We start from the raw sequence: 22,281 nt of genomic DNA, 5'->3' as shown, positions 1-22,281 counted from the left end.
ATGCGTCCTTCTTTATCTCACGACTTAGATTCGTGAAGCAGCAGCATACTGCTTGAGCAAATCTGCCACATCTAAAATCAGAGCGATGTGACCATCACTGGTAATTGTCGCACCAGCCATACCGGGTGTACCTTGCAATAGGTTATCAAGCGGTTTGATGACCACTTCTTCTTGTCCAATTAAGGTATCAACTACAAAACCAACACGTTGATTACCAATTTGGACAATGACCACATGGCCATGGCCTTTACCACGTTCTACTTGACCCATTTGAGGGGCAAGCCAGTTCTGCAGATAGAACAGTGGTATCGATTTGTCGCGTACTATGATGGTTAACTGGCCATCAACGACATTGGTACGACCTAAATCTAGGTGGAAAATCTCGCTAACACTGGCAAGAGGCAGTGCAAATGGGTGATTCGCCACACCAACCATAAGAGTTGGCAATATAGCTAATGTCAGCGGCACCTTGATGGTTATCTTGGTCCCTTTACTAAGCTCAGAGTCGATGTCAATAGAGCCGTTTAGGGTATTAATCGCGGTTTTAACCACATCCATACCTACACCACGGCCAGAAATGTCGGAAATCTTTTCTTTGCTTGAGAAGCCAGGCATGAAGATAAGGTTAAAACACTCTTTGTTGGTCAAACGAGACGCGGCGTCTTCATCCATCATCCCGCGCTTAACCGCAATAGCGCGGAGCTTGTCTGGGTCCATACCACCACCGTCATCGACGATAGCTAACTCGATATGGTCACCCTCTTGAGATGCCGATAAAATAACTTTACCAGTTCGCGGCTTCCCAGCGGCCACTCGGTCATCTGGCATTTCAATGCCGTGGTCAACCGAGTTTCGCACTAAGTGAATCAATGGATCAGCAAGCGCTTCGACCAAGTTTTTATCAAGATCGGTCTCTTCACCACGCATTTCAAGAGTAATGTCTTTGTTAAGGCTTCGCGCCAAATCACGAACAACGCGAGGGAAGCGACCGAAGACTTTCTTAATCGGCTGCATACGCGTTTTCATTACCGCGCCTTGCAAATCGGCAGTGACTACATCTAAGTTGGAAACCGCTTTCGACATTTCTTCGTCGTTGCTGTTAAGCCCTAAGCTTAACAGGCGGTTACGCACCAGAACTAACTCACCCACCATGTTCATAATGGTGTCTAACGTTGAGGTATCAACACGAACAGTTGCATCCACTTGTGGCTTTTTCGCTTGTGTTGCTGGTGGCGTCGCTTCTTTTTTAGCTGGCGGTTGAGGCGCTGCTTGCACAGGTACTGGTGCTGGCTTTGCCTCAGGTTTTGGTTGTACAGGCTCCACAGGTTCAGGGTTAACCGCAGCAGCTGGCTTAGTAGCCGCTTCGAGTTCTTCTACTGAAGGACCTTTACCAGAACCATGCAAGTCATCGAGGAGTTTTTCAAACTCTTCATCACTCATTAAATCACTGTCGCCCACCTCAGCAGAAGCTGGAGCGGTTGGCGTGACAGGTGGTGAGGCAGGTGCAGCCACTTCGTTCTTGCCAGGCGCTTTACCTGAGCCGTGAAGTTCGTCAAGAAGCTTCTCAAACTCATCATCGGTAATGTCGCCGCTGCTTTGACTACTTGGTGCCGATGATGGCGGTGTAGCGGGAGCCGCCGGAGCTGCTGCCGCGCCAGGAGCACTACCAGAACCATGCAGTTCGTCGAGCAATTTTTCAAATTCGTCTTGGCTTATTTCGTCAATTGAACCAGCAGAGATCTGTTTAGATTCAGCAGGTTGTTCAACTTGTGGTGCTTCAACAGGCGTTTCGTCAACAACAGGTTGCTCAGCGATAACAGAGTCTGCATCATCAGGCGCGGAAGGGTCACTGAGTCGATGTAGCTCGTCGAGTAGTGCTTGTTCGGCTTTGGGTAGAGGCTGATGATCTTGTACAGCTTGGAATTGTTCGTTAACCGTATCAAGCGCCTTTAACATGGTATCCATCAAGCCAGAACTGACTTTACGCTGGCCATTGCGCAAAATATCAAACACGTTCTCTGCACCGTGACAGGTGTCAACAAGTTCAGTCAACGCTAGGAAGCCCGCGCCACCTTTTACGGTGTGGAAACCACGGAAAATAGCATTTAACAGATCTTTATCATCAGGGTTATTTTCTAGCTCGACTAATTGCTCAGAGAGAAGTTCTAGTATCTCTCCTGCTTCGACTAAAAAGTCCTGAAGAATGTCTTCGTCTAATTCGTAGCTCATATGTTACCTCTAAAACCCAAGACTCGAGAGTAAGTCGTCGACTTCGTCTTGTGATGAAACGGCATCTTCCCTTTCTTGAGGGTTAAGAATAGGACCTTCTGGATCCGTTGCTGATTTGTTGTTTTTATTTGCACTATCATGTTCTGAATGGCTAGAACCAAATGCGGTCAGTATTTCAACTAGCCTACCCTCAACTTCATTAACAAGGTTAATCACTCTACTAATGATTTGCCCAGTTAAGTCTTGGAAATCTTGAGCCATTAGGATTTCAGTCAATTGCCCTCTTAATTCCGAGCTATCGCCTTCGACTTCTGTTAATAGTTCATCGATATGATGACATAACGCTTTGAATTCAGAGAGTTCAATGCGACCACGCATCAGCTCGTTCCATTGCGGACGCACTTTGAGTAACCCTTCATGCAAGTTGTCAGCAATAGGCATACATCGATCGACAGCGTCCATGGTTTTATTCGCGGCGACTTCGGTCTTGTCAATAACGTACTGGAGGCGATCCCTAGCATCAGGGATTTCGTCCTTGGCTATCTCGCTAATACGCTCATCCACACTAAAGTGTTTAATCGACTCGTGTAAATCACGAGTCAATGCACCAATCTCTTGTAGCATTGGGTTTGAAGCGTTTTCGTAGATGCCTTTAACAAGAACATTCGCGTCTTGTTGCTGACCACTTTCTAGCAGTGCTACGAGTTCTTTTGCCTGTTCTAATGAAATCATTCTGAATTGGCCTTTTAACTTATAATCAATCCCTTGACTATAAACGCTCAAAAATTTTGTCTAGTTTTTCTTTCAATGTCGCAGCAGTGAATGGCTTAACGATATAGCCATTAACACCCGCTTGCGCAGCTTCGATGATCTGCTCACGTTTCGCTTCTGCAGTGATCATTAATACTGGTAAATGCTTCAACCCATCGTCTGCACGGATGTGCTTGAGAAGGTCAATACCTTGCATACCTGGCATATTCCAATCTGTCACGACAAAGTCGAATTCACCTTTCTTGAGCATAGGTAACGCCGTTAAGCCGTCGTCTGCTTCTTGGGTGTTGTTAAAACCCAAGTCACGAAGTAAGTTCTTAACGATACGTCGCATTGTTGAGAAATCATCAACAATAAGGATCTTCATGTTTTTATTCAAAATTGCCTCCACTGAGTTCGAGATCAGTGATTTTTACTCATTATTTTGTCCAAGCACTTAACTTTGTGCGTAGACGCTGCATTGATTGGCTCAATATTTGGCTAACGCGTGACTCGCTAACACCAATTATCTCACCGATTTCCTTTAAGTTTAACTCTTCATCGTAATAAAGCGAAAGTACTAGTGCTTCTCGTTCTGGCAGAGTTTTGATCGAGTCGACCAAAGCTTGACGAAAATACTCGTCGGCAACGCCTTGAAAGGGTAAATTCTCTGCTTCGCTATCTCCAGATGAAATGACATCTTCGGAAACGCCAAGATCTTCAATACCTACCAAACGTGAACAGCTAATATCGGTTAAAATCGTATGGTATTGCTCTAAGCCAATTCCCATATGTTGGGCGACTTCTGAATCAGTTGGGTCTCGATTCAACTCACCTTCGAGCGCAGATATCGCTTGGCTAACTTCACGATTGTACTTATGTACTGAACGTGGTACCCAGTCACCGCGACGAATATCATCTAGCATAGCACCTCGTATTCGGATGCCTGCATACGTTTCGAAGCTCGCTCCTTTACTACCATCATAGTTCTTTTGAGCTTCAAGTAGTCCAATCATGCCCGCCTGAATAAGATCTTCCACCTGCACGCTTGGCGGTAAACGCCCGAGCAAATGGTGAGCAATACGCTTCACAAGCACCGAGTATTTCTCTAAAAATACACGTTGACTGTTTTGGTTGGCGTACTGGTCATAGGTCAAGGCCTTATTCACCAAATGGTTCCTCTAACATCTCTGGTCTGTTTAGTAAGCGTTCGACAAAAAACTCAAGATGTCCACTCGGTGTTCTAGGTATTGGCCAAGTAAGTGCCTTACTTGCCAACGAACCGATTGCTAACGCCGCTGGAGATCTTGGGAACGCGTCGACAACAATTTTTTGTTTTTTAACTGCTTGTCTAACTTTATCATCCAACGGAATACATGCGACGAGCTCAAGGCTCACATTCAGGAATCGCTCTGTGACCAAGGTCAACTTTGCGAACAATTCTCTACCTTCGCGATAACTTCTGACCATATTTGCAACAATTTTGAAGCGTGGTACTTGGTGGTCTTTACTCAACAACTTAATCAAAGCATAGGCATCGGTGATTGATGTTGGTTCATCACACACCACCACTACCACGTCTTGAGCCGCTCGTGAAAAGCTCACCACCATGTCAGAAATCCCTGCGGCCGTATCAATAATCAATACGTCCATTTCATCTTCTAAACTACCAAACGCACGGATAAGACCGGCGTGTTGCGCATGGGAGAGCTCAGTCATAGATTGAGTTCCGGATGTCGCGGGAATAATGCGAATACCGTGTGGTCCTTCAACAATAGCATCTTTCAGCTCGCATTCGCCGGCTAAAACATGACCTAAGTTACGTTTTGGTCGAATACCCAACATTACGTCAACGTTCGCCAAACCTAAATCGGCATCAAGAACCATTACTTTTTTGCCTTGACGCGCCATTGAGATCGCCATACCCAAAGCTACGTTTGATTTACCAACACCGCCTTTACCACCCGTCACCGAGATAACTTTAGTCAAAGAAGGTTGTGTTAAGCGGCGTAATCCGCTTGCTTGGTCTTGTATCATATTATTCGTCATAATCGTCCGCCGCCTAGAACCTCTCCGCTTCACTATTCCAGTAGTGAGGTTCATCATCTGTCGACTTCTCAAGTAATTCATTTGCTTTAGCGACCATATACTTTGGTTGCGCTATCACAATATCTTCGGGAACTCGTTGTCCATTCGCGATGTAAGCCACTGGCAGTGCATTCTGCACCACTACACTGACGAATTCACCTAAACTCAGGGATTCATCCAGTTTAGTCATAATGCATCCAGACAGTGGAATACGCTTAAAATGGTCGATAGTCTCTTGCAGTACTTTGCGCTGTGCAGTGGCAGGAAGCACTAAATAACTGTGGATGACCTCACCACTCTCATGCATAAGCGTGTCTAATTGTTCAGACAGCCTTACATCACGCTGCCCCATACCTGCTGTATCAACCAGAATTAGGCGACGATTTCGTAACTGATATATTACATCGGCTAACTCATTGGAATCTTTAGCGACTTTTACAGGACATCCCATAATTCGTCCATAAATCGCTAATTGCTCATGTGCACCAATACGATAAGTATCGGTAGAAACGAGCGCGACGTTATCAGCGCCAAACTCCATCGCCGCGCGTGCGGCCAGTTTTGCAACCGTGGTTGTTTTGCCTACCCCTGTCGGGCCAAGCAGCGCAACAACACCGCCACGTTTTAAAATATCTTGCTTAGAAATTGGTATTTGGTCAGACACTAAACCCAACAGCGCTTTCCACGCTTTAGTCGGAGGGGTGTCTTCTGGGATATAGCACGCCAGTTGGTCGGCGAGATCGGAAGAGACCCCCATGCGTTCAAGGCGCTTAATTAACATCGCTCTAAGTGGTTCACGTCGCTCGACCTCTTGCCACATTAAGCCCGAAACTTGATGTTCGAGCAGGCGACGAATCGATGTCATTTCTTCTTTCATCTCTTCGAGATCGTCACTCGACATGCTTGGTTCGTTTTGACGCGAACGCTCATAGCGTGTGGGATCAAGTTTGGCCGCAGGTTTGTCAATACGACGATCTTCTGCAATAAGGCGCGCTAACGGTGAGTCTTCTTTTACTCGAACATTTTCTTGGCTGTGAGGACGAGACGAGGCTTGACGTTTTAACAAGGCCGATAAAGAGTCTGAACTCTCTTCCTCCTCTCGACCGCCTGCATCGGTTTGACCATAACTGTATTGCTTAAGCATGTTCGCAAAGCGTTTGGTCATTGAACGTCCAGAGTCCGCTTGTGACTGCAGGCTCACACGGTCATCGTCGAGCGCTCGCTTAGGCGTGCTCGGCATTGAGTTAGAAGCCTGACGAGGCGGCGTATTTCTTGGGGCCGAGTTATAGCCTTGACTATTGCTATTGCCAGCACCAATGCGATTTGCACCTTCGCCATCGACAGCAGCAACGATTTCAACTCCGCCCGAAACTTTTTTATTTGACATGATCACGGCATCGTCACCCAGTTCAGCTTTAACCTGAAGCAAGGCGGTGCGCATGTCTTTGGCAAAAAATCGTTTAATCTTCAAATTGAGTACCGTATTTCAACGCATTAGAACTAGTTGCCGACAGCTTGAACAATGCGAATTTGTTTCTCGTCAGGGATTTCTTGGTAAGAGAGAACTCTTAACGAAGGAATCGTATTCTTAACAAATTTAGCCAACGTTGAACGTAACACACCGGATGTCAACAGAACCGCGGGTTCGCCTTTGAGCTCTTGCTCTTGCGTTGCATGACTTAACGACGATTGAAGTCGCTCTGCTAAACCAGGTTCAATTCCCGCGGATTCGCCACCAGAAGCTTGCATAGTTTGATGCAATATTTGTTCCAGCTCAGGAATTAGGGTAATAACGGGCAGTTCTGGCTCTATCCCATTGATTTCCTGAACAATTAGTCGTTTCAGTGAAATACGAACTGCAGCAGTCAAAATGTCAGGTTCTTGACTCTTACTTGAGTATTCGGACAAGGTTTGAACAATGGTGCGAATATCTCGAATAGGCACGGCTTCATTGAGTAAGTTCTGCAAGACTTTAACCACCACACCTAACTGCAATTGCTCAGGGACAAAACTCTCCACCAACTTCGGAGTGCTACGGCCGAGCATTTCAATCAGGTTCTGCACCTCTTCGTGCCCAATCAGCTGTGAGGCGTTGTTGGTCAGTAGTTGACTCAAATGGGTCGCCAGTACTGTCGATGAATCCACCACTGTGTACCCCAATGCTTGTGCGTGCTCGCGCTGCTCTTCACGAATCCATACCGCTTCCAAGCCAAAGGCGGGATCTATTGTTGGCTCACCTTCGATCAGACCATAGACCTGACCGGGGTTAATCGCTAACTCCATATCTGGACGGATTTCTGCTTCGCCCACCGCGACTCCCATCAGAGTAATTCGGTAGCTATTTGGCGTTAATTCTAAATTGTCGCGAATGTGTACGGCAGGGATTAGAAAGCCAAAGTCTTGTGAGAGCTTTTTCCGTACCCCTTTAACCCTTTCTAGCAATTCGCCCCCTTGATCTTTATCGACCAAAGGAATCAAACGATAGCCCACTTCTAAGCCAACAATATCAACGGGTTGGACATCATCCCAAGAAAGCTCTTTCGGTGTCGGTGAGTCTTGATCTGTGTTGGCGGGTAAATTCGGTTTCTCAGCCGCTTTTTTCTGCTTACGCTGAATCATATACGCACAGCCCGCGGCGATAGCAGCCAGCAGTAGAAAAGCGAAGTGAGGCATTCCAGGAACAATACCCATCACACCAAGAATCACCGCAGTGATCATCAATGCTTTCGGGTTATCAAACAGTTGGAACACCACCTGCTGTCCCATATCTTCATCTGTGTTTTGACGCGTGACCATGATCGCCGCACCAATCGAAAGCAACAGCGAAGGAATTTGTGCGACCAAGCCATCACCAATGGTTAGCAAGGTGTAGATTTCGACAGCTTCACCAAAACCAAGATCGTACTGAACCATACCGATGGAAAGACCACCGATGATGTTGATAAAGAGAATCAAAATACCGGCGATAGCATCGCCTTTAACAAATTTCGACGCACCGTCCATTGAACCGTAGAAGTCCGCTTCTTTGGTCACTTCCTGACGGCGGGTACGTGCTTGGTCTTGATCAATGAGGCCGGCATTCAAGTCGGCATCAATCGCCATTTGCTTACCAGGTAAAGCGTCGAGGGTAAAGCGCGCACTCACTTCAGAAATACGCCCTGCACCTTTGGTCACTACCATAAAGTTGATGATCATCAAGATGAGGAACACCACTAAACCGACGGCGTAATTACCACCAATCACCACGCTACCGAAAGCTTCAATTACGCTACCTGCAGCATTCGCGCCTTCATGACCATAGAGTAGAACCACACGCGTTGAAGCAACGTTCAATGCCAAGCGTAACAAAGTCGCAATCAACAGTACGGTAGGGAACGCCGCGAAATCTAGTGGACGACGTGTATAAACCGTTACCAGTAACACCACCATTGACAGCGCAATGTTGAAGGTGAAAAACAAGTCGAGCAAAAACGGCGGGATGGGCAAAATGACCATAGCCAACGTCGACAGCACCATAATAGGTGCGCCAATCGCTGGCATCGCGCGTTGCGGGATCGGCGGTAATTTATGTGCAAACGGCAGAGTAAACTTCATCGTTGAGCAGCTACAATATTGGGTAAAAAGAATGACTTGTCAGGCACATGCAATATCCAGTCCAGCCACAATGTCAATTTTATGGCTATCTAGAGGCAATAAGAGTCATGGTCAACGCCATGCTTACGAAGCCGCTATATGATTTAGTATTAATGGCAAAATGCATTGGTAATAATGGCAAAATGCATTGGTAATAATGGCAAAAAAATGGCACACCTGAAGTATGCCAACACTTTTTAAGGGTGGATATTAAACCGCACTTCTCCGGCTCGTGTTTGCGAGGAATAATCGATACAAATCAGCCCCGACGTCGGGAACATCGGTGGCACCATATCAATGACGAACTCAGCCGTCAGATAGCCGACCAATGGTAAGTGCGAAACAATGAGTAGATTTTGATAATGGTGCACATCGACCAGTGCCGAGACATATTCGGCGACTTGGCCTGCTTCTCCATATGGCGTAATGTCATCACATATCTCTACTTGATCAGCAGCAAAGTATTGTGAGATGGCTTTCCAAGTTTGCTGCGCTCGAACATAAGGGCTAACCAGCACTTTGTCGAATTTCGCAAACCCTTTCTCTGCACAAGCGCGCGCCACCGCCAGTGACGCACTTTGACCATGGTCTGTTAATGCTCGATCGGCATCACTTTGCGCAAAATGCTCGGCTTCCCCATGGCGCATGATGAAAATATTCATGGTGTATTCCTGATACTATCCCGCTTTTCGTCAGCAGCGGTTTATTATGTTTGTAATGACGTCAATGCAGTTTCAAACTTCGGTCGTCACTTTGACAACCGCACTTTATCTTGAACTATCAATAATTATATCAACTCTCAAGTGAAAGACTCAGACTTTCTTAACACTCTTTGATGCACAACTTAGATTGGCGCTGATCTATGTTTTGCTCATATTTCTCAAACAGATAGTTTGCAGTCAGCGTTATCCGAGTCATAATTACTTTATTATCTATAATCCCAACCACTTGCGCTTGTGCCTTTCTACTTGCGAGTAGGCTTTGATCCAAGCGTTTATTTATGATCATTTTTGGAGTACTCAAGCGTGCATATCAGCCCTAATGACACCAACCAGTATCGATACCTCACGCTTAGTAACGGTGTCAGGGTGTTGTTAATTCACGACCCAAGTGCACAGAAGTCTGCGGCCGCTTTAGCGGTCAATGTCGGTCATTTTGATGACCCTGACGATCGTGAAGGTATGGCACACTATTTAGAGCACATGTTGTTTTTAGGCACAGAAAAATACCCGAAAGTGGGTGAATTTCAAAGCTATATAAATCAACATGGTGGCGGTAATAATGCTTGGACCGGAACAGAACACACCTGTTTCTTTTTTGACGTTGCACCCAATGTCTTTGAGCAGAGCTTAGACCGCTTTAGCCAATTTTTTACCGCACCGCTGTTTAATCCAGAAGCGCTTGACAAAGAACGCCAAGCGGTCGAGTCAGAGTACAAACTCAAGCTTAGTGATGATTCTCGACGTCTGTATCAAGTCCACAAAGAATTAATTAATCCAGCCCACCCGTTCAGCAAGTTTTCCGTGGGAAATTTACAAACCCTCGGAGACAGAAACGGCGAGTCAATACGCGAAGAGATTGTCGAGTTTCACTACCAGAAATACTCAGCCGACTTAATGACGCTCTCTTTAGCCGGTGCGCACAGTCTTGATGAGATGGAAAACTGGTGCCAAGACATGTTCTCGGCTATCCCTAATCATCAGTTAGCAGGAAAGTCGGTTTTAACGCCTTATTGTGATAAAAACTCGACGTCGATCATGGTCAATGTTGAACCAGTCAAAGAGATTCGCAAGTTAATCCTCACCTTTCCAATGCCAAGCATGGATGAACACTATCGCTCAAAACCGCTTTCATACTTTGCTCATCTGCTCGGTTACGAGGGCGAAGGTAGTTTGATGTTGGCACTGAAAGACCAAGATTGGATTACGTCACTGTCGGCCGGTGGTGGCACCAGTGGCAGTAACTATCGTGAATTTACGATTAGTTGTGCCCTGACTCCGGTTGGGCTCGAACATATAGACGACATTACGCAAGCCATTTTTAGCTATATTGCACTCATTCAACAGCATGGGCTTGATGAGTGGCGCTACCTTGAAAAGCAAGCGGTGCTTGAATCTGCATTTCGCTTTCAAGAGCCCGCTAGACCACTCGATATGGTTAGCCACTTGGTGATTAACATGCAGCACTACGAGGAAAGTGATGTCATCTACGGCGATTTTATGATGACACATTACGACGAAGCATTGCTTAAGTCATTGTTAGGCTATTTTACTCCGGAAAATCTGCGCACCACGCTGATCGCCCATGGCTATCAATACGATCGCACCGCAAAGTGGTACTTCACGCCTTACTCTGTGACGCCTTTTTCATCCGAGCAAATCGAACGGTTCCGTCAACCTAGCTCTTTGCCCTTTGCTCTGCCGGAGACAAATCCATTTATTTGCTACGATCTCGACCCGAAAAAGCTAGAGATACCTCACGACACACCGCAAGTACTTGAAGAGTTACCGGGATTCAAATTATGGCACCTACAAGATACTGAATTTCGTGTCCCCAAGGGGGTGATCTATGTCGCGATTGATAGCCCTCACGCCGTGGCTAATCCGCGCAATATCGTCAAAACACGCCTGTGTGTAGAGATGTTTTTAGACAGCTTAGCCACCAGTACTTATCAAGCCGAAATCGCGGGTATGGGCTATAACATGTATGCCCATCAAGGCGGAGTTACGCTTACTCTTTCCGGCTTTAGTCAACAGCAACCGGAACTGATGAAGCTGATTCTCGACCGTTTTGCTCAACGAGATTTTAGCCAACAACGCTTTAGCACCATTAAACAGCAATTGCTGCGAAACTGGCGAAATTCAGCACAAGACAGGCCCATCTCCCAACTATTCAATGCACTAACGGGAGTTTTACAGCCCAACAATCCCCCCTACGCTGTGTTGTTAGATGCGTTAGAGTCGATTGAGGTCAATGAACTCGCCAGTTTCGTTGATAGCATTTTGGCTGAGCTGCATGTCGAAATGTTTGTTTATGGTGATTGGACCAAAGCGGATGCGCTGTCACTAGGCAATACAGTCAAAAATGCTTTGCGTGTCAAAGATCAGCAATATGAAGAGGCATTACGTCCGCTAATCATGCTTGGCAAAAGTGGGACTTTCCAACGCGAAGTGTTATGTGACCAAGAAGACTCTGCAATCTTAGTTTACTACCAATGTGACGATTCCAGCGCACGCAACATCGCACTTTATTCGCTCGCGAACCATTTAATGTCCGCAACGTTTTTTCATGAAATACGCACCAAACAACAACTCGGCTACATGGTCGGTACTGGTAACCTACCGCTCAATCGTCACCCTGGTATTGTTCTGTATGTTCAATCTCCCAATGCCGCGCCGGTCGACCTGATTCGATCGATTGATGAGTTTCTCAACGCCTTCTATATGGTGCTACTTGAGCTCAATGAGTACCAATGGCACAGCAGTAAACGCGGACTATGGAATCAAATCGCTACGCCAGATAGCACCTTACGCGGACGTGCTCAGCGCCTTTGGGTTGCCATTGGCAATAAGGACAGTGAATTTAACCAAAAAGAAGTGGTACTCGCCGAACTGAAAAAGCTCACCCGCACCGATATGATTCGTTTCGTGGTTAACGAGCTTAAGCCCAGAATGGCCAATCGACTGATCATGCATGCTCAAGGTAATGCTCATCACGAGTCAGAGCCACTCGACCTTGGCCAAGAGATAGGCTCAATTGAAGAGTTTCAATTGAGACCTAAAGATATCGAGTTAGGCTGATTGCTCAGACTCAACAATACGTTTTAATGAATGAGGATGGAGCTTGATACAAACCCCCTGATACTTAAACGCAACGGTCGGGTTATTCAAGCGCTCTCCTTCGCCTTTCGGACTCGAGAGCTTGATCTTTACGCCCAAGGCAGAGAGTTTGTCCCAGCGCTTACCCAAAGAAGGAAAACGCGAGATCAGGTCGGTTAGGTAATCTTGCGTGGTCTGAGCTGGCGAAGGTACAACAAATTCTACGTGCTCCCAGCCCTGCACTGGGTAGTGTTTACCTGCAGCTGGATAAGGTAGCTCTAAGCACTCAATCGTCCATCCACCAGCTTTGAGCGGACAGTCAAACAACAGTACGATAATCGGACGGCCATTGATTTGTGCTTGTGAAATCACTTTAGCTTGCTTTTGCCATTGATGATGCGCTTGTTTCGCCAATTCGACATCATTGATTCGCAACGCGATATGATCGGCTTGAAAGTCAGTAAGATTAATATCCAAAATCTCGCTTAGACTTTGAATTTTATGCATAAAGTCATCGAGATTAGCGATCATTTGATCTGGCATTAGTTGAGCATTTATCAGCTGTTGAGACATTTTTATCTATCCAAAATGTTGATTTCTCCGCAATAGTATCAAGATCGCTAGTAAAAGTAGAAAATTTCCCAGTTAACTCCCTATGTGCGCGCCGATAAAATTGCTATTATGTGCGCCAAATTTATCAACTAAATCCAGGTATGCATTGATTCCACTCCGTGGATAATATTCAGCACTTATCCCTGTAAGAGCCTGAGTAAATCAGAATGCACACCTAGCCAATTCCCAAGAATTGAAGGAACCGCGTGTGAATATCCAAGCACTTATTAATGACAAAGTATCTCAGGCTTTAGAAGCCGCTGGCGCACCTGCAGGCAGCCCTGCTGCTGTTCGCCAATCAGCAAAACCACAGTTTGGTGACTACCAAGCCAACGGTGTGATGGGCGTTGCGAAAAAACTAGGTACTAACCCACGTGAGTTTGCCCAAAAAGTACTGGATGTTCTTGACCTTGATGGAATCGCAAGCAAAACAGAAATTGCAGGCCCTGGCTTCATCAATATTTTTCTTAGTGAAGAATTCTTAGCAAAACAAGCCGAAGTGGCACTGCAAGATGCCCGTTTAGGGGTGAGTGCGGCTGAGCAACAAACCATCGTCGCAGACTACTCGGCACCTAACGTTGCTAAAGAGATGCACGTTGGCCACTTACGCTCAACCATCATCGGTGATGCGGTTGTCCGTACGCTTGAGTTTTTAGGCCACAAAGTGATTCGTGCCAACCACATCGGTGACTGGGGTACTCAGTTTGGTATGTTAATTGCCAACCTTGAACGCGTTCAGCAAGAGTCAGGCGAAGTTTCAATGGAGCTTTCAGACCTTGAGGCTTTCTACCGTGAATCGAAAACACTTTACGATGAAGATCAAGAGTTCGCGGCAAAAGCACGTAGCTATGTGGTTAAACTTCAAAGTGGCGATCAGTACTGCGCAGATATGTGGAAGAAGCTGGTTGACGTGACGATGATCCAAAACCAACGCAACTACGACCGTCTCAATGTCTCTCTAACTCGCGATGACGTCATGGGCGAAAGCATGTACAACGATATGCTGCCGGGTATTGTTGCGGATCTAAAAGAGAAAGGCATCGCTCAAGAAGACGATGGTGCTCAAGTCGTCTTCCTTGAAGAGTACAAGAACAAAGATGGTGAGCCAATGGGCGTTATCATCCAAAAACGTGACGGTGGCTACCTATACACCACCACAGATATCGCGTGTGCCAAATACCGTTACGAAACGTTAGGCGCGGATCGCGTACTTTACTTCATCGACTCTCGCCAACATCAGCATCTAATGCAAGCTTGGAGCATCGTTCGTAAAGCAGGTTATGTGCCTGAAGAAGTGACTTTAGAGCACCACGCGTTTGGTATGATGCTAGGTAAAGATGGTCGTCCATTTAAAACTCGCGCAGGCGGCACGGTTCGCTTGGCTGATTTGTTGGACGAAGCGCAAGAGCGCGCGATCAAACTGATCGAGTCGAAGAACCCACAACTGGATGCCGATGAAAAAACCAACATTGCGACCACTGTTGCAATGGCTGCGGTTAAATATGCCGACCTTTCTAAGCACCGTACTACCGACTATGTTTTCGACTGGGACAACATGCTTGCTTTTGAGGGCAACACAGCACCATACATGCAGTATGCTTACACTCGTGTTGCGTCTATTTTCGCTAAAGCTGGCATCGCGATGGATGATCTGCAAGGCAGCATCAAAGTAACTGAAGAGAAAGAAAAGGCCTTGATTGCTAAATTGCTTCAGTTCGAAGAGGCCGTACAGTCTGTTGCACGCGAAGGTCAGCCACATATTATGTGTAGCTACCTGTTTGAGCTTGCAGGTCAGTTCTCAAGCTTCTACGAAGCATGCCCTATTTTGAGCAGCGAAGACGAGTCAATCAAACTAAGTCGTTTGAAGCTTGCAGCACTCACAGCGAAAACCATTAAACAAGGTCTATCGCTACTGGGTATTGAAACCCTTGAACGTATGTAAGTAATTCGAGATTCGAGATTCGAGATTCGAGATTCGAGATTCGAGATTCGAGATTCGAGATTCGAGATTCGAGATAAATTAAGAGGTTGGCGTGAGAGCGTCAACCTTTTGTTTTATTTGGCGTATACTCTCCACATTACTCTCTAATTGGAACATTATCATGAGCTTTGAACTTCACCCTCAACTCGCGCAAGATACGACCGTGATCGGGCACTTCCCGCTTTGTGTCGCTCTGCTGCACAAAGACAATGCCGTGCCTTGGGTAATACTGGTACCTAAACGCGAACAGCTCAAAGAGTTACATCACCTGCCAATGCAAGAGCAGCAGCAATTTTTGTACGAGTCACAAGCGGTTAGCCAAGCGCTTGAAGCAACGTTTCGTCCTGATAAGTTGAACCTTGGCGCACTAGGTAATATGGTGCCACAACTGCATATCCATCATATTGCGCGCTTTAAGGACGACATCGCCTGGCCTAGCCCAGTGTGGGGCAACACTCGTGGTGAACAGCGTAACGAGCAAGAACAAGCACAGCTGCAGACTCGTATTCGCAATGTTCTGTCACTCAGTTCTCTGTTTACTCCCAGTTAAACAAAACCGCTCATCAAGAGCGGCTTTTTAATCCTTATTACATGGTGACGGTCAACGAGATCGCATTGCTATCAATACAAGTGTAGCGCACCCTAATCACTTTCTGTTTCTCATTGGTATCGACCAAACGAGAAATTCGCCCCTTTCTTATCCATACCGAAAGCATCGCATCAACGCCATCTTCACTAAGGTGAAACTGTTTCGCTAGCTCTTTTCGGCTGACACTCGCGTGTTGATCCAGATACGCTTTCAATTGAGCAAGAATCATAGTGCAGCAACCTCTATCAGCTCAGACTGACGAGCACCACGAGATTTAAGCATGCGGTAAGTTATCAGCCCAATAGCGACAATCGCCACAATCCAACCAACACTTGAGAGCGGATGGTCCATAAAGTGGGTGACCTGATAGAACAGGGTCGCTCCACCATACGCTAAGCCCATCGTCCAGAGAGCAATAAATCTGGCATAAGTCGAACCAAACTCGCGCACATAGGCTCCCATTGCTGCGACACACGGTGTGTAGAGTAAGATAAAAATCAGATAAGCGAATGCGGCACTGCTTGAAGCGAAGTAACCTTTAAGATTGCCAAAGATCGAACTGTCGACATCTTGTTCCGCTGCCACGGTTTGACTATCAGAAAGATCGCCAACTTCAATCCCGAGCGGATCGGAGTAGCTTAGATTGGCTAAGTTGTCAGGAATTGACATCACAGCTTGTTCTAGACTTGCCAGTAAATCATATTCTTCTGCTTCACCTTCACTAGGTGCGTACAGGCTATTTAGTGTGCCCACTACCGCCTCTTTGGCAAAAATACCAGTAATGATACCAACCGTAGCAGGCCAGTTGTCTTCTTTAATCCCCATAGGAGCAAACACAGGTGTGACCATTTGCGATGCTTTGGATAAGACAGAATTCTCGCTGTCTTCATTACCGAAGCTACCATCGGTACCTACTGAGTTTAAAAAACTCAAGATAGTAACAACCACAACTATGGTTTTACCCGCACCAAGAACGAATCGCTTAAGTTTTTGCCAGGTTTTGAGCACGACATTACGCAGAGTTGGTAGCTCATAATCCGGCATTTCCATCACTAAGCTATCACTTGAACCCGGATACAAGGTTTTCTTCAGTACAAACCCGGTAAATACAGCGGCGGCAATACCCAATAAATACAAAGCAAATACGATATTTTGACCACTTTGTGGAAAGAAAGCCGCAGCGAATAAAGCATAAACAGGTAAACGTGCACCACACGACATAAAGGGAGCCATAGAAGCGGCAAGTTTACGCTCACGCTCTTGATCTAGGGTTCGCGTCGCCATAATAGATGGCACATTACAACCAAACCCAAGAACCAACGGCACAAATGCTTTACCAGGTAAACCAATCTTTTGCATCACTTTGTCGAGAACGAAAGCCGCGCGCGACATGTAACCTGAACTTTCCAATACCGCTAAAAATAGGTACAGACAAGCAATCACAGGAATAAAGGTTGCGACTGTTTGTACACCGCCGCCTACACCGTTAGCAATCAGCGTAACTAACCAAACAGGCAAATGGTCATCGAGTAGATAATGACCGCCATCAACCAAAATGGCCCCGACACCAATATCGAAGAAATCGATAAATGCACTACCAATATTGATTGAAAACATGAACATGCAGTACATAACAATAAAAAAGAAGGGAACGCCAACCCATTTGTTAAGGATGACATTATCGACTTTTTCGGTAAAGCTATGACTCAACTTACCTTGTGACCGACGTAAACGTTGACATAACTGATGCAAAAAAGTGTATTTAACATCGGCCACCAACAGGTCGATATCAATCCCTACTCGATTTTGGGTTGCTTGAATCGTTTCACGTTGTGGCTGGGTCAAGCGATTTAAAACCAATAAATCGTTTTCCAACGCTCGAATCGCTAATGCGCGCTGCGCCACTTGCGTCGGCTGATCAAAACTCGTTTCCACTTGTGCGATGGCGGATTCAAACTCGTGACCATAGTCGAGCTGCAATTCGTCCAAGGCCACACCAAGAACAAGCGCTTTATGCAAACGCTCTTTAAAATACGCCACTTGCGACTTGTTGTTGGCTGAAATCGCCACCACTGGACAGCCCAAGGCTTTTTCTAGCGCTTTAACATCGATGCTTTGACGCTCGCGCTTGAGCGCATCCATCTTATTTAAAACCACCATCATTGGTCGTCCAAGCTCACGCAGTTGCAATGTCATATACAGGCTGCGTTCTAAGCAAGTCGCGTCGACAACGTTAATAATCAGGTCGGCCGGATGCGTTAATACCGCGCGTGATGCGATCGATTCATCGATACTATTGCCATCATTACCACTATCGAGAGCATAGATACCCGGCAGATCCGTCAATGAAAATTCGTCTCCCGCATGAGTATAACGCCCGGTTTTTTTCTCGACCGTAACCCCCGCCCAGTTCCCCACTTGTTGTTTAGCGCCCGTTAAACCGTTAAATAGGGTCGTTTTACCACTATTCGGGTTACCTACGGTTAAAATTGAATATTGCATCAGCTCATCTCCACAACAATTGAATCGGCGATATTGGTGCGTACTGCAAGTGAAATACCACGTACTTCAACTTGAAGCGGATCTCCCATTGGAGCCCGACGGACTAATCTCACTGGCGTTTGTGGCAATAAGCCCATTACCATCAATTTCTTTCTGACATCATTTGACAGTTGTTCAAAGCCAATGATCGTCGCTTTTTGCCCTTGCTGTAGCTGTGATAGTTTCATAAACAAGCCATTTAGATATAAATGAGAAGTATTTCTATTATTGATTGCAATAATAGCGATATACCTAGCGAATAATCTTGTCTGAAATCAATGTTTGCAGGTATAGAAGGGTAAAAAACGTCAAAAAAATCTCCGTTAATTACGTCAAAGACACGCTAATCTAGGTGGTTTCTTTACTTGGAGTGATATTGATGAAGAGAAATATAGAAATAAAACATTAAAAATCAGAAACTTAAAATGATGTCGTTTTTCTTATACTAACTTGGCGTTAATTTTATAAATAAAAAAAGTAAGTCCGATTATAGTTAATCCCGTCGAGAGGCTACAACCTTAAGGCAACAACATTTAAATTCCAGAGGTGGTGCAAACAGCACCACTCCGGCAGCAAGCGAAGGTGTCATTGGCACCCGTGGTATGGTCCCCCCGGCTGTACCACGAAATTTTTTTTCTTCTCTCTCCTACTTTTCGATTAATTCCACTAACCACACTAACTCACGCATTAAACATCATCTTGTTGCTCGACAAACTGTGTGGGTGACATTCCAAACCGATGCTTGAAACGTTGGCTAAAGTAAGAAGGATCATTAAACCCGCACTCAAATGCGACATCCGAAACCTTACCGCCAGCTAATAATCTGCGGCAAGCGTGATCTAAACGCGTATCGTTGAGGTGTTCAGTAAAGGTTTTATCAAAAGCCGACTTGACCCGACGTTGCAGACTGCGTTCTGAGATGTAGAGCATTTTAGCTGCAACGGAAGTACTGAACTCAGGGTCCGTGTACTGCTTTTCAACCAAGTCGACCAATTTGTCTAACCACGGGTCGTGCTGCAGTCGGCTATCTTTTGGCACATCCTGCTGTGTAGTGGCCGTCGATTTCTCTTCAAATACTTCGCTGGTTGGCCAAGATAACTCAAGCAAGTTGCGTTCTGCTGAAGAGTGGCTATAGATTTTACCGCCGCTTTGCGCCACCAAGTCCACTAAGCCGTAGGTATTGGTTGACTCGCTTTGCTCGAGTGCGGCGCCTTGGTCGAGCATAGAAAACGTGACCCAATCATCTCTTCGGTTCAACTGTATCACTACAGTTTGGTTGCGATAGCAACGCTTGACGATGCCATCGAAGATAAGATTAAACATCTCATCAAGGTTGAAGACTTTAAGACTGATATAGAAGCCATCACTCACTTCTAGATCGACATGGACGCCCGCTCTATCGAGCTCTTTTTGCCAGCCACGCAGTACCGATTGAACGATCAAACTGAGATTATACACAGGTAACGCCTGACCATTAGTCGAACGTATGTTGACCAACAGATCAAGTTGTTTAACCAAGTAGTCTACCGCAGCTTGACTGATCTCTTGTCTATCAGTTTGATTCAACAACTTGTCACGCAACGCATGGATAGACTCGATATAAATTAAGCCTCGCACCTGCAGTTGTTTACGTAACTGTTGATTGTTATCGACCAGAACACGGCTTTGATGGCGAAGCTGATTGGTTTTCAGTGCCACTTGTGCTCGCAAATCACGATTTGACTTAGCCATAATACGTGAACGCCAAAAGGCGATGGCAGAAACAATAACCATCGTGAGTAACACATACATCAACCCAGCATAAGATGACGTATACCATGGCTCATTAACCGTAAAATCAAAATGCTTAATGTCACTCTGTTCAAGCCCATTGCGCAGTGCGCGCACTTCGAGGGTGTAACGACCAGGCTTTAAGTGCTCAATCGAGAGTGTTGCCCCATCAAGCATCGTCCATGTTTCATCACGAACGAGTCGGTACTCAAGATCGAGATTACTTGAACTCGGTACAATACCAAATTGGAAAAATAACGACTCTCCATAGCTTATTTCTAACGGAGATTGAACGGTGTTACCGAGTGAATACAACTGTTGATTTTGTTTAATTTGACTAAAGATAACTTCGGCTTTTGGCAGCACGCTGTCACTAAGTTGGCGGGTATCAATTTCGACGAATGTGTTGCGGGCACCCAACAATAATGTCTCTTTACTGCCACTACTGTAGCTACACAGCGCTGAAATAAACTCATTGTTAATCAGGCCTAGAGGTTCGCCGTAATGACCTTCAAGTCTCCCTGAGTCTGAGTATCTAGATAAGCCACTCGACGAGGTTAACCACACTCCCGTCTCGTTCTTTAGTAAACACTTGGGGGTAACATGCCCATCCACCATAGTTAGCGGTTGGGTCTGCTGGCTGTCGATGTCGAACCTGTAAGCACCATAACGACCGACAACCCACAACTCACTCTCCGAGATCTGTTCAATATCAATCACCTCACCATAGGTCACACTTTCTCCGACAAATCGCACCTCACCATCACGCAATAGGTAGATACCGTGTTCAGTTCCCAGCGTCAGATAGCCTTGATGGGTGACAAACATATGCGTCAATTGCGCAGGTAAGTATTGGTCGATCATCCACTCCGAGCCAAATGAGGTGTATTGTCTACTCGTCAGGTGATAGCTCCATAACTGGTTATTGCTTGCTCCCCACAATAGATTCTGCTCATCGAACTCAATAAAGCGCACATCGCTCTGTTGTAGTGTTTTAGGTAAATCAGTGTCGACCCTCTCTCCGGTAATGGCATCAATACCGACAATACCCTGCCCGGTGGCGAGCCATAAAACCCCGTCACGCTGCTCAAAGTCATTCACTTTACCTTGGTAAACTAATTTTCTAGGTTCAAGGTCAGTGGCCCCAAGACGATAGATGCCACGATTGGTCAACATCCAATAGCCGTCTTGCGTCGAGGCGCTTTGTAGTTTTATCGCCACTTCACTATTTCGGCCATAACTGCTGGGCAAGTATGCATAGCGTACAAAGTGACGTGAAAAGGTCGAGAAATAACGAACTCCCCGATCCGTGGCTATCCATATCCCACCACGATGATCATTGAGCAACGCATAGATTTTCTCACCAGTGAGTTTATTTCCAGCCCAAAAACCTTGATCAAATTGACGAGTTTCATCGCGACTAAAGGTATAGATGAACAAGCCTTTCTCGGTACCAATCCAATACTCTTGTTCGGTTTCAGTAATACTCAATACATGGTTATTGGAAATACGCTTGACTGGTTTATGTGGGTTATAAATATCGAATACCAGCGCACCATTTAAGCTTCCTACCACCAGTTCATTGCGCGCTGAAGAAAAATAGAGTGTCTCGGCGTAATGACTGCCAGAGCTAGTGACATGTTTAAACGTCTGCTGCTGAGAAAGAAACACGCCAGAATTGGTCGCTAGCACCCACTTTGAATGGACAAGTTTGGCATCGTTTATCGTAATTTTCGCAGACTGATTATATTGATAGAGCTCAGTGAGTGAGTATTGGGTTAGTTCACCAGTATCAATAAGATAGGTATAAAAATTGTGCTGATCGGAGAGCCAAATAAAGCGTTGTGAGGCGCCAATAGAAAGGATTTCCGTTCCAGGAGTCAGGTTTAGAACCAGCTGCTTTTCCTGATTAGGTACCGTTCGATAGAGTTCGTTTTGAAAAAAGGTCCAAAAAGCATTATCAGCAAAGGCGATCTGCTCTGCTTCGTGCTCAAGGGCTGACCCCCACTCCGGCATGATATGCTGGCCATCAAAAAACAGCACTTGATTACGTACATCCTGCAACCAGATGCCGCCGCCATCGGCACGAAACAAGTTTTTAGCCGCAAAGACTTTTCCCTCTGCCAAACTGGGGAGGGGATAAAAAACTTTGGGCGAGGTATTCAATGCCTGAACCTCTACACTAAATAGCAACATGTAGAGTATCAGCAATAGTTTCTTCACTTATTTCCGTCCTGGGCTACAACCAAAGGGCGATGATAGCGCGACCA

General features: G+C 45.9%; 16 protein-coding genes. 3 read left to right on the top strand and 13 right to left on the bottom strand.

Going from position 1 to position 22,281, the window contains the following annotated elements; genetic code table 11:
• Positions 1-24: 24 nt before the first annotated feature.
• The 8 genes from ViNHUV68_RS04370 to sixA form a co-directional block, all read right to left on the bottom strand.
• Positions 25-2,229 (bottom strand): chemotaxis protein CheW, encoded by a 2,205-nt coding sequence (locus ViNHUV68_RS04370; protein ID WP_391089522.1) that lies wholly within the window; start codon positions 2,227-2,229, stop codon positions 25-27.
• A 9-nt stretch (positions 2,230-2,238) separates the two neighbouring features.
• Complete coding sequence (locus ViNHUV68_RS04365) at positions 2,239-2,961, bottom strand: protein phosphatase CheZ (RefSeq protein WP_391089521.1); 723 nt, start codon at positions 2,959-2,961, stop codon at positions 2,239-2,241.
• A 37-nt stretch (positions 2,962-2,998) separates the two neighbouring features.
• Entirely contained in the window at positions 2,999-3,367 is a 369-nt protein-coding gene (gene cheY / locus ViNHUV68_RS04360) for a chemotaxis response regulator CheY (RefSeq protein ID WP_038177020.1), read from the bottom strand.
• Positions 3,368-3,419: 52 nt separating this feature from the next.
• Positions 3,420-4,148 (bottom strand): RNA polymerase sigma factor FliA, encoded by a 729-nt coding sequence (locus tag ViNHUV68_RS04355; protein WP_038177022.1) that lies wholly within the window; start codon positions 4,146-4,148, stop codon positions 3,420-3,422.
• Positions 4,141-5,028 (bottom strand): MinD/ParA family protein, encoded by an 888-nt coding sequence (locus ViNHUV68_RS04350; RefSeq protein ID WP_038177023.1) that lies wholly within the window; start codon positions 5,026-5,028, stop codon positions 4,141-4,143. The genes ViNHUV68_RS04355 and ViNHUV68_RS04350 overlap by 8 nt, the downstream gene beginning before the upstream one ends.
• Before the next feature lie 13 nt (positions 5,029-5,041).
• Positions 5,042-6,538 carry a flagellar biosynthesis protein FlhF gene (gene flhF / locus ViNHUV68_RS04345; protein WP_038177024.1) on the bottom strand — a complete coding sequence of 499 codons (1,497 nt, stop codon included), beginning with the start codon at positions 6,536-6,538 and terminating at the stop codon, positions 5,042-5,044.
• A 29-nt stretch (positions 6,539-6,567) separates the two neighbouring features.
• The gene (flhA, locus tag ViNHUV68_RS04340) at positions 6,568-8,661 is read right to left on the bottom strand and encodes a flagellar biosynthesis protein FlhA (protein ID WP_038177026.1); all 2,094 of its coding nucleotides are present in this window, start codon (positions 8,659-8,661) and stop codon (positions 6,568-6,570) included.
• Positions 8,662-8,897: 236 nt separating this feature from the next.
• On the bottom strand, positions 8,898-9,362 hold the full coding sequence (gene sixA / locus ViNHUV68_RS04335) for a phosphohistidine phosphatase SixA (RefSeq protein WP_038177027.1): 465 nt from the start codon (positions 9,360-9,362) through the stop codon (positions 8,898-8,900).
• 363 nt (positions 9,363-9,725) lie between these two features.
• Here sixA and ViNHUV68_RS04330 point away from each other — a divergent pair, with 363 nt between their 5' ends.
• Entirely contained in the window at positions 9,726-12,500 is a 2,775-nt protein-coding gene (locus ViNHUV68_RS04330) for an insulinase family protein (protein WP_391089518.1), read from the top strand.
• Here ViNHUV68_RS04330 and ViNHUV68_RS04325 read toward each other — a convergent pair.
• Positions 12,492-13,091: a VOC family protein gene (locus ViNHUV68_RS04325; protein ID WP_391089516.1), complete on the bottom strand. Its 600-nt coding sequence runs from the start codon at positions 13,089-13,091 to the stop codon at positions 12,492-12,494. The two genes, ViNHUV68_RS04330 and ViNHUV68_RS04325, sit on opposite strands and share 9 nt — an antisense overlap.
• A gap of 247 nt (positions 13,092-13,338) precedes the next feature.
• On the opposite strand from ViNHUV68_RS04325, the gene argS reads away from it, so the two are divergent.
• Together argS and ViNHUV68_RS04315 are read left to right on the top strand one after the other, a co-directional pair.
• Positions 13,339-15,072, top strand: coding sequence for an arginine--tRNA ligase (argS, locus tag ViNHUV68_RS04320; protein ID WP_391089514.1), 1,734 nt, complete (start codon positions 13,339-13,341; stop codon positions 15,070-15,072).
• A gap of 160 nt (positions 15,073-15,232) precedes the next feature.
• Positions 15,233-15,661, top strand: coding sequence for an HIT domain-containing protein (locus tag ViNHUV68_RS04315; RefSeq protein WP_391089512.1), 429 nt, complete (start codon positions 15,233-15,235; stop codon positions 15,659-15,661).
• 37 nt (positions 15,662-15,698) lie between these two features.
• Here the strand turns inward: ViNHUV68_RS04315 and ViNHUV68_RS04310 are convergent, their stop codons facing one another.
• The 4 genes from ViNHUV68_RS04310 to ViNHUV68_RS04295 form a co-directional block, all read right to left on the bottom strand.
• Positions 15,699-15,929 carry a FeoC-like transcriptional regulator gene (locus ViNHUV68_RS04310; protein ID WP_038177036.1) on the bottom strand — a complete coding sequence of 77 codons (231 nt, stop codon included), beginning with the start codon at positions 15,927-15,929 and terminating at the stop codon, positions 15,699-15,701.
• Positions 15,926-18,202: a Fe(2+) transporter permease subunit FeoB gene (feoB, locus tag ViNHUV68_RS04305; protein WP_391089510.1), complete on the bottom strand. Its 2,277-nt coding sequence runs from the start codon at positions 18,200-18,202 to the stop codon at positions 15,926-15,928. The genes ViNHUV68_RS04310 and feoB overlap by 4 nt, the downstream gene beginning before the upstream one ends.
• Complete coding sequence (locus ViNHUV68_RS04300; RefSeq protein ID WP_038177039.1) at positions 18,202-18,429, bottom strand: FeoA family protein; 228 nt, start codon at positions 18,427-18,429, stop codon at positions 18,202-18,204. The genes feoB and ViNHUV68_RS04300 overlap by 1 nt, the downstream gene beginning before the upstream one ends.
• Before the next feature lie 499 nt (positions 18,430-18,928).
• Positions 18,929-22,234, bottom strand: a complete 3,306-nt coding sequence (locus tag ViNHUV68_RS04295) for a helix-turn-helix domain-containing protein (protein WP_391089508.1) — start codon at positions 22,232-22,234, stop codon at positions 18,929-18,931.
• Positions 22,235-22,281 lie beyond the last annotated feature (47 nt).

Source organism: Vibrio sp. NH-UV-68, from assembly GCF_042940635.1.
Lineage (GTDB): Bacteria > Pseudomonadota > Gammaproteobacteria > Enterobacterales > Vibrionaceae > Vibrio > Vibrio pacinii.
This window is presented reverse-complemented; position numbering and strand designations above follow the sequence as displayed.

Bases quoted from the DNA above. Each gene is read 5' to 3' on its own strand.
- ViNHUV68_RS04325 (WP_391089516.1), bottom strand. From the start codon at position 13,091: ATGTCTCAACAGCTGATAAATGCTCAACTAATGCCAGATCAAATGATC.
- ViNHUV68_RS04350 (WP_038177023.1), bottom strand. From the start codon at position 5,028: ATGACGAATAATATGATACAAGACCAAGCAAGCGGATTACGCCGCTTA.
- ViNHUV68_RS04365 (WP_391089521.1), bottom strand. From the start codon at position 2,961: ATGATTTCATTAGAACAGGCAAAAGAACTCGTAGCACTGCTAGAAAGT.
- ViNHUV68_RS04310 (WP_038177036.1), bottom strand. From the start codon at position 15,929: ATGATTCTTGCTCAATTGAAAGCGTATCTGGATCAACACGCGAGTGTC.
- flhA (WP_038177026.1), bottom strand. From the start codon at position 8,661: ATGAAGTTTACTCTGCCGTTTGCACATAAATTACCGCCGATCCCGCAA.
- ViNHUV68_RS04315 (WP_391089512.1), top strand. From the start codon at position 15,233: ATGAGCTTTGAACTTCACCCTCAACTCGCGCAAGATACGACCGTGATC.
- sixA (WP_038177027.1), bottom strand. From the start codon at position 9,362: ATGAATATTTTCATCATGCGCCATGGGGAAGCCGAGCATTTTGCGCAA.
- feoB (WP_391089510.1), bottom strand. From the start codon at position 18,202: ATGCAATATTCAATTTTAACCGTAGGTAACCCGAATAGTGGTAAAACG.
- ViNHUV68_RS04300 (WP_038177039.1), bottom strand. From the start codon at position 18,429: ATGAAACTATCACAGCTACAGCAAGGGCAAAAAGCGACGATCATTGGC.
- cheY (WP_038177020.1), bottom strand. From the start codon at position 3,367: ATGAAGATCCTTATTGTTGATGATTTCTCAACAATGCGACGTATCGTT.
- ViNHUV68_RS04370 (WP_391089522.1), bottom strand. From the start codon at position 2,229: ATGAGCTACGAATTAGACGAAGACATTCTTCAGGACTTTTTAGTCGAA.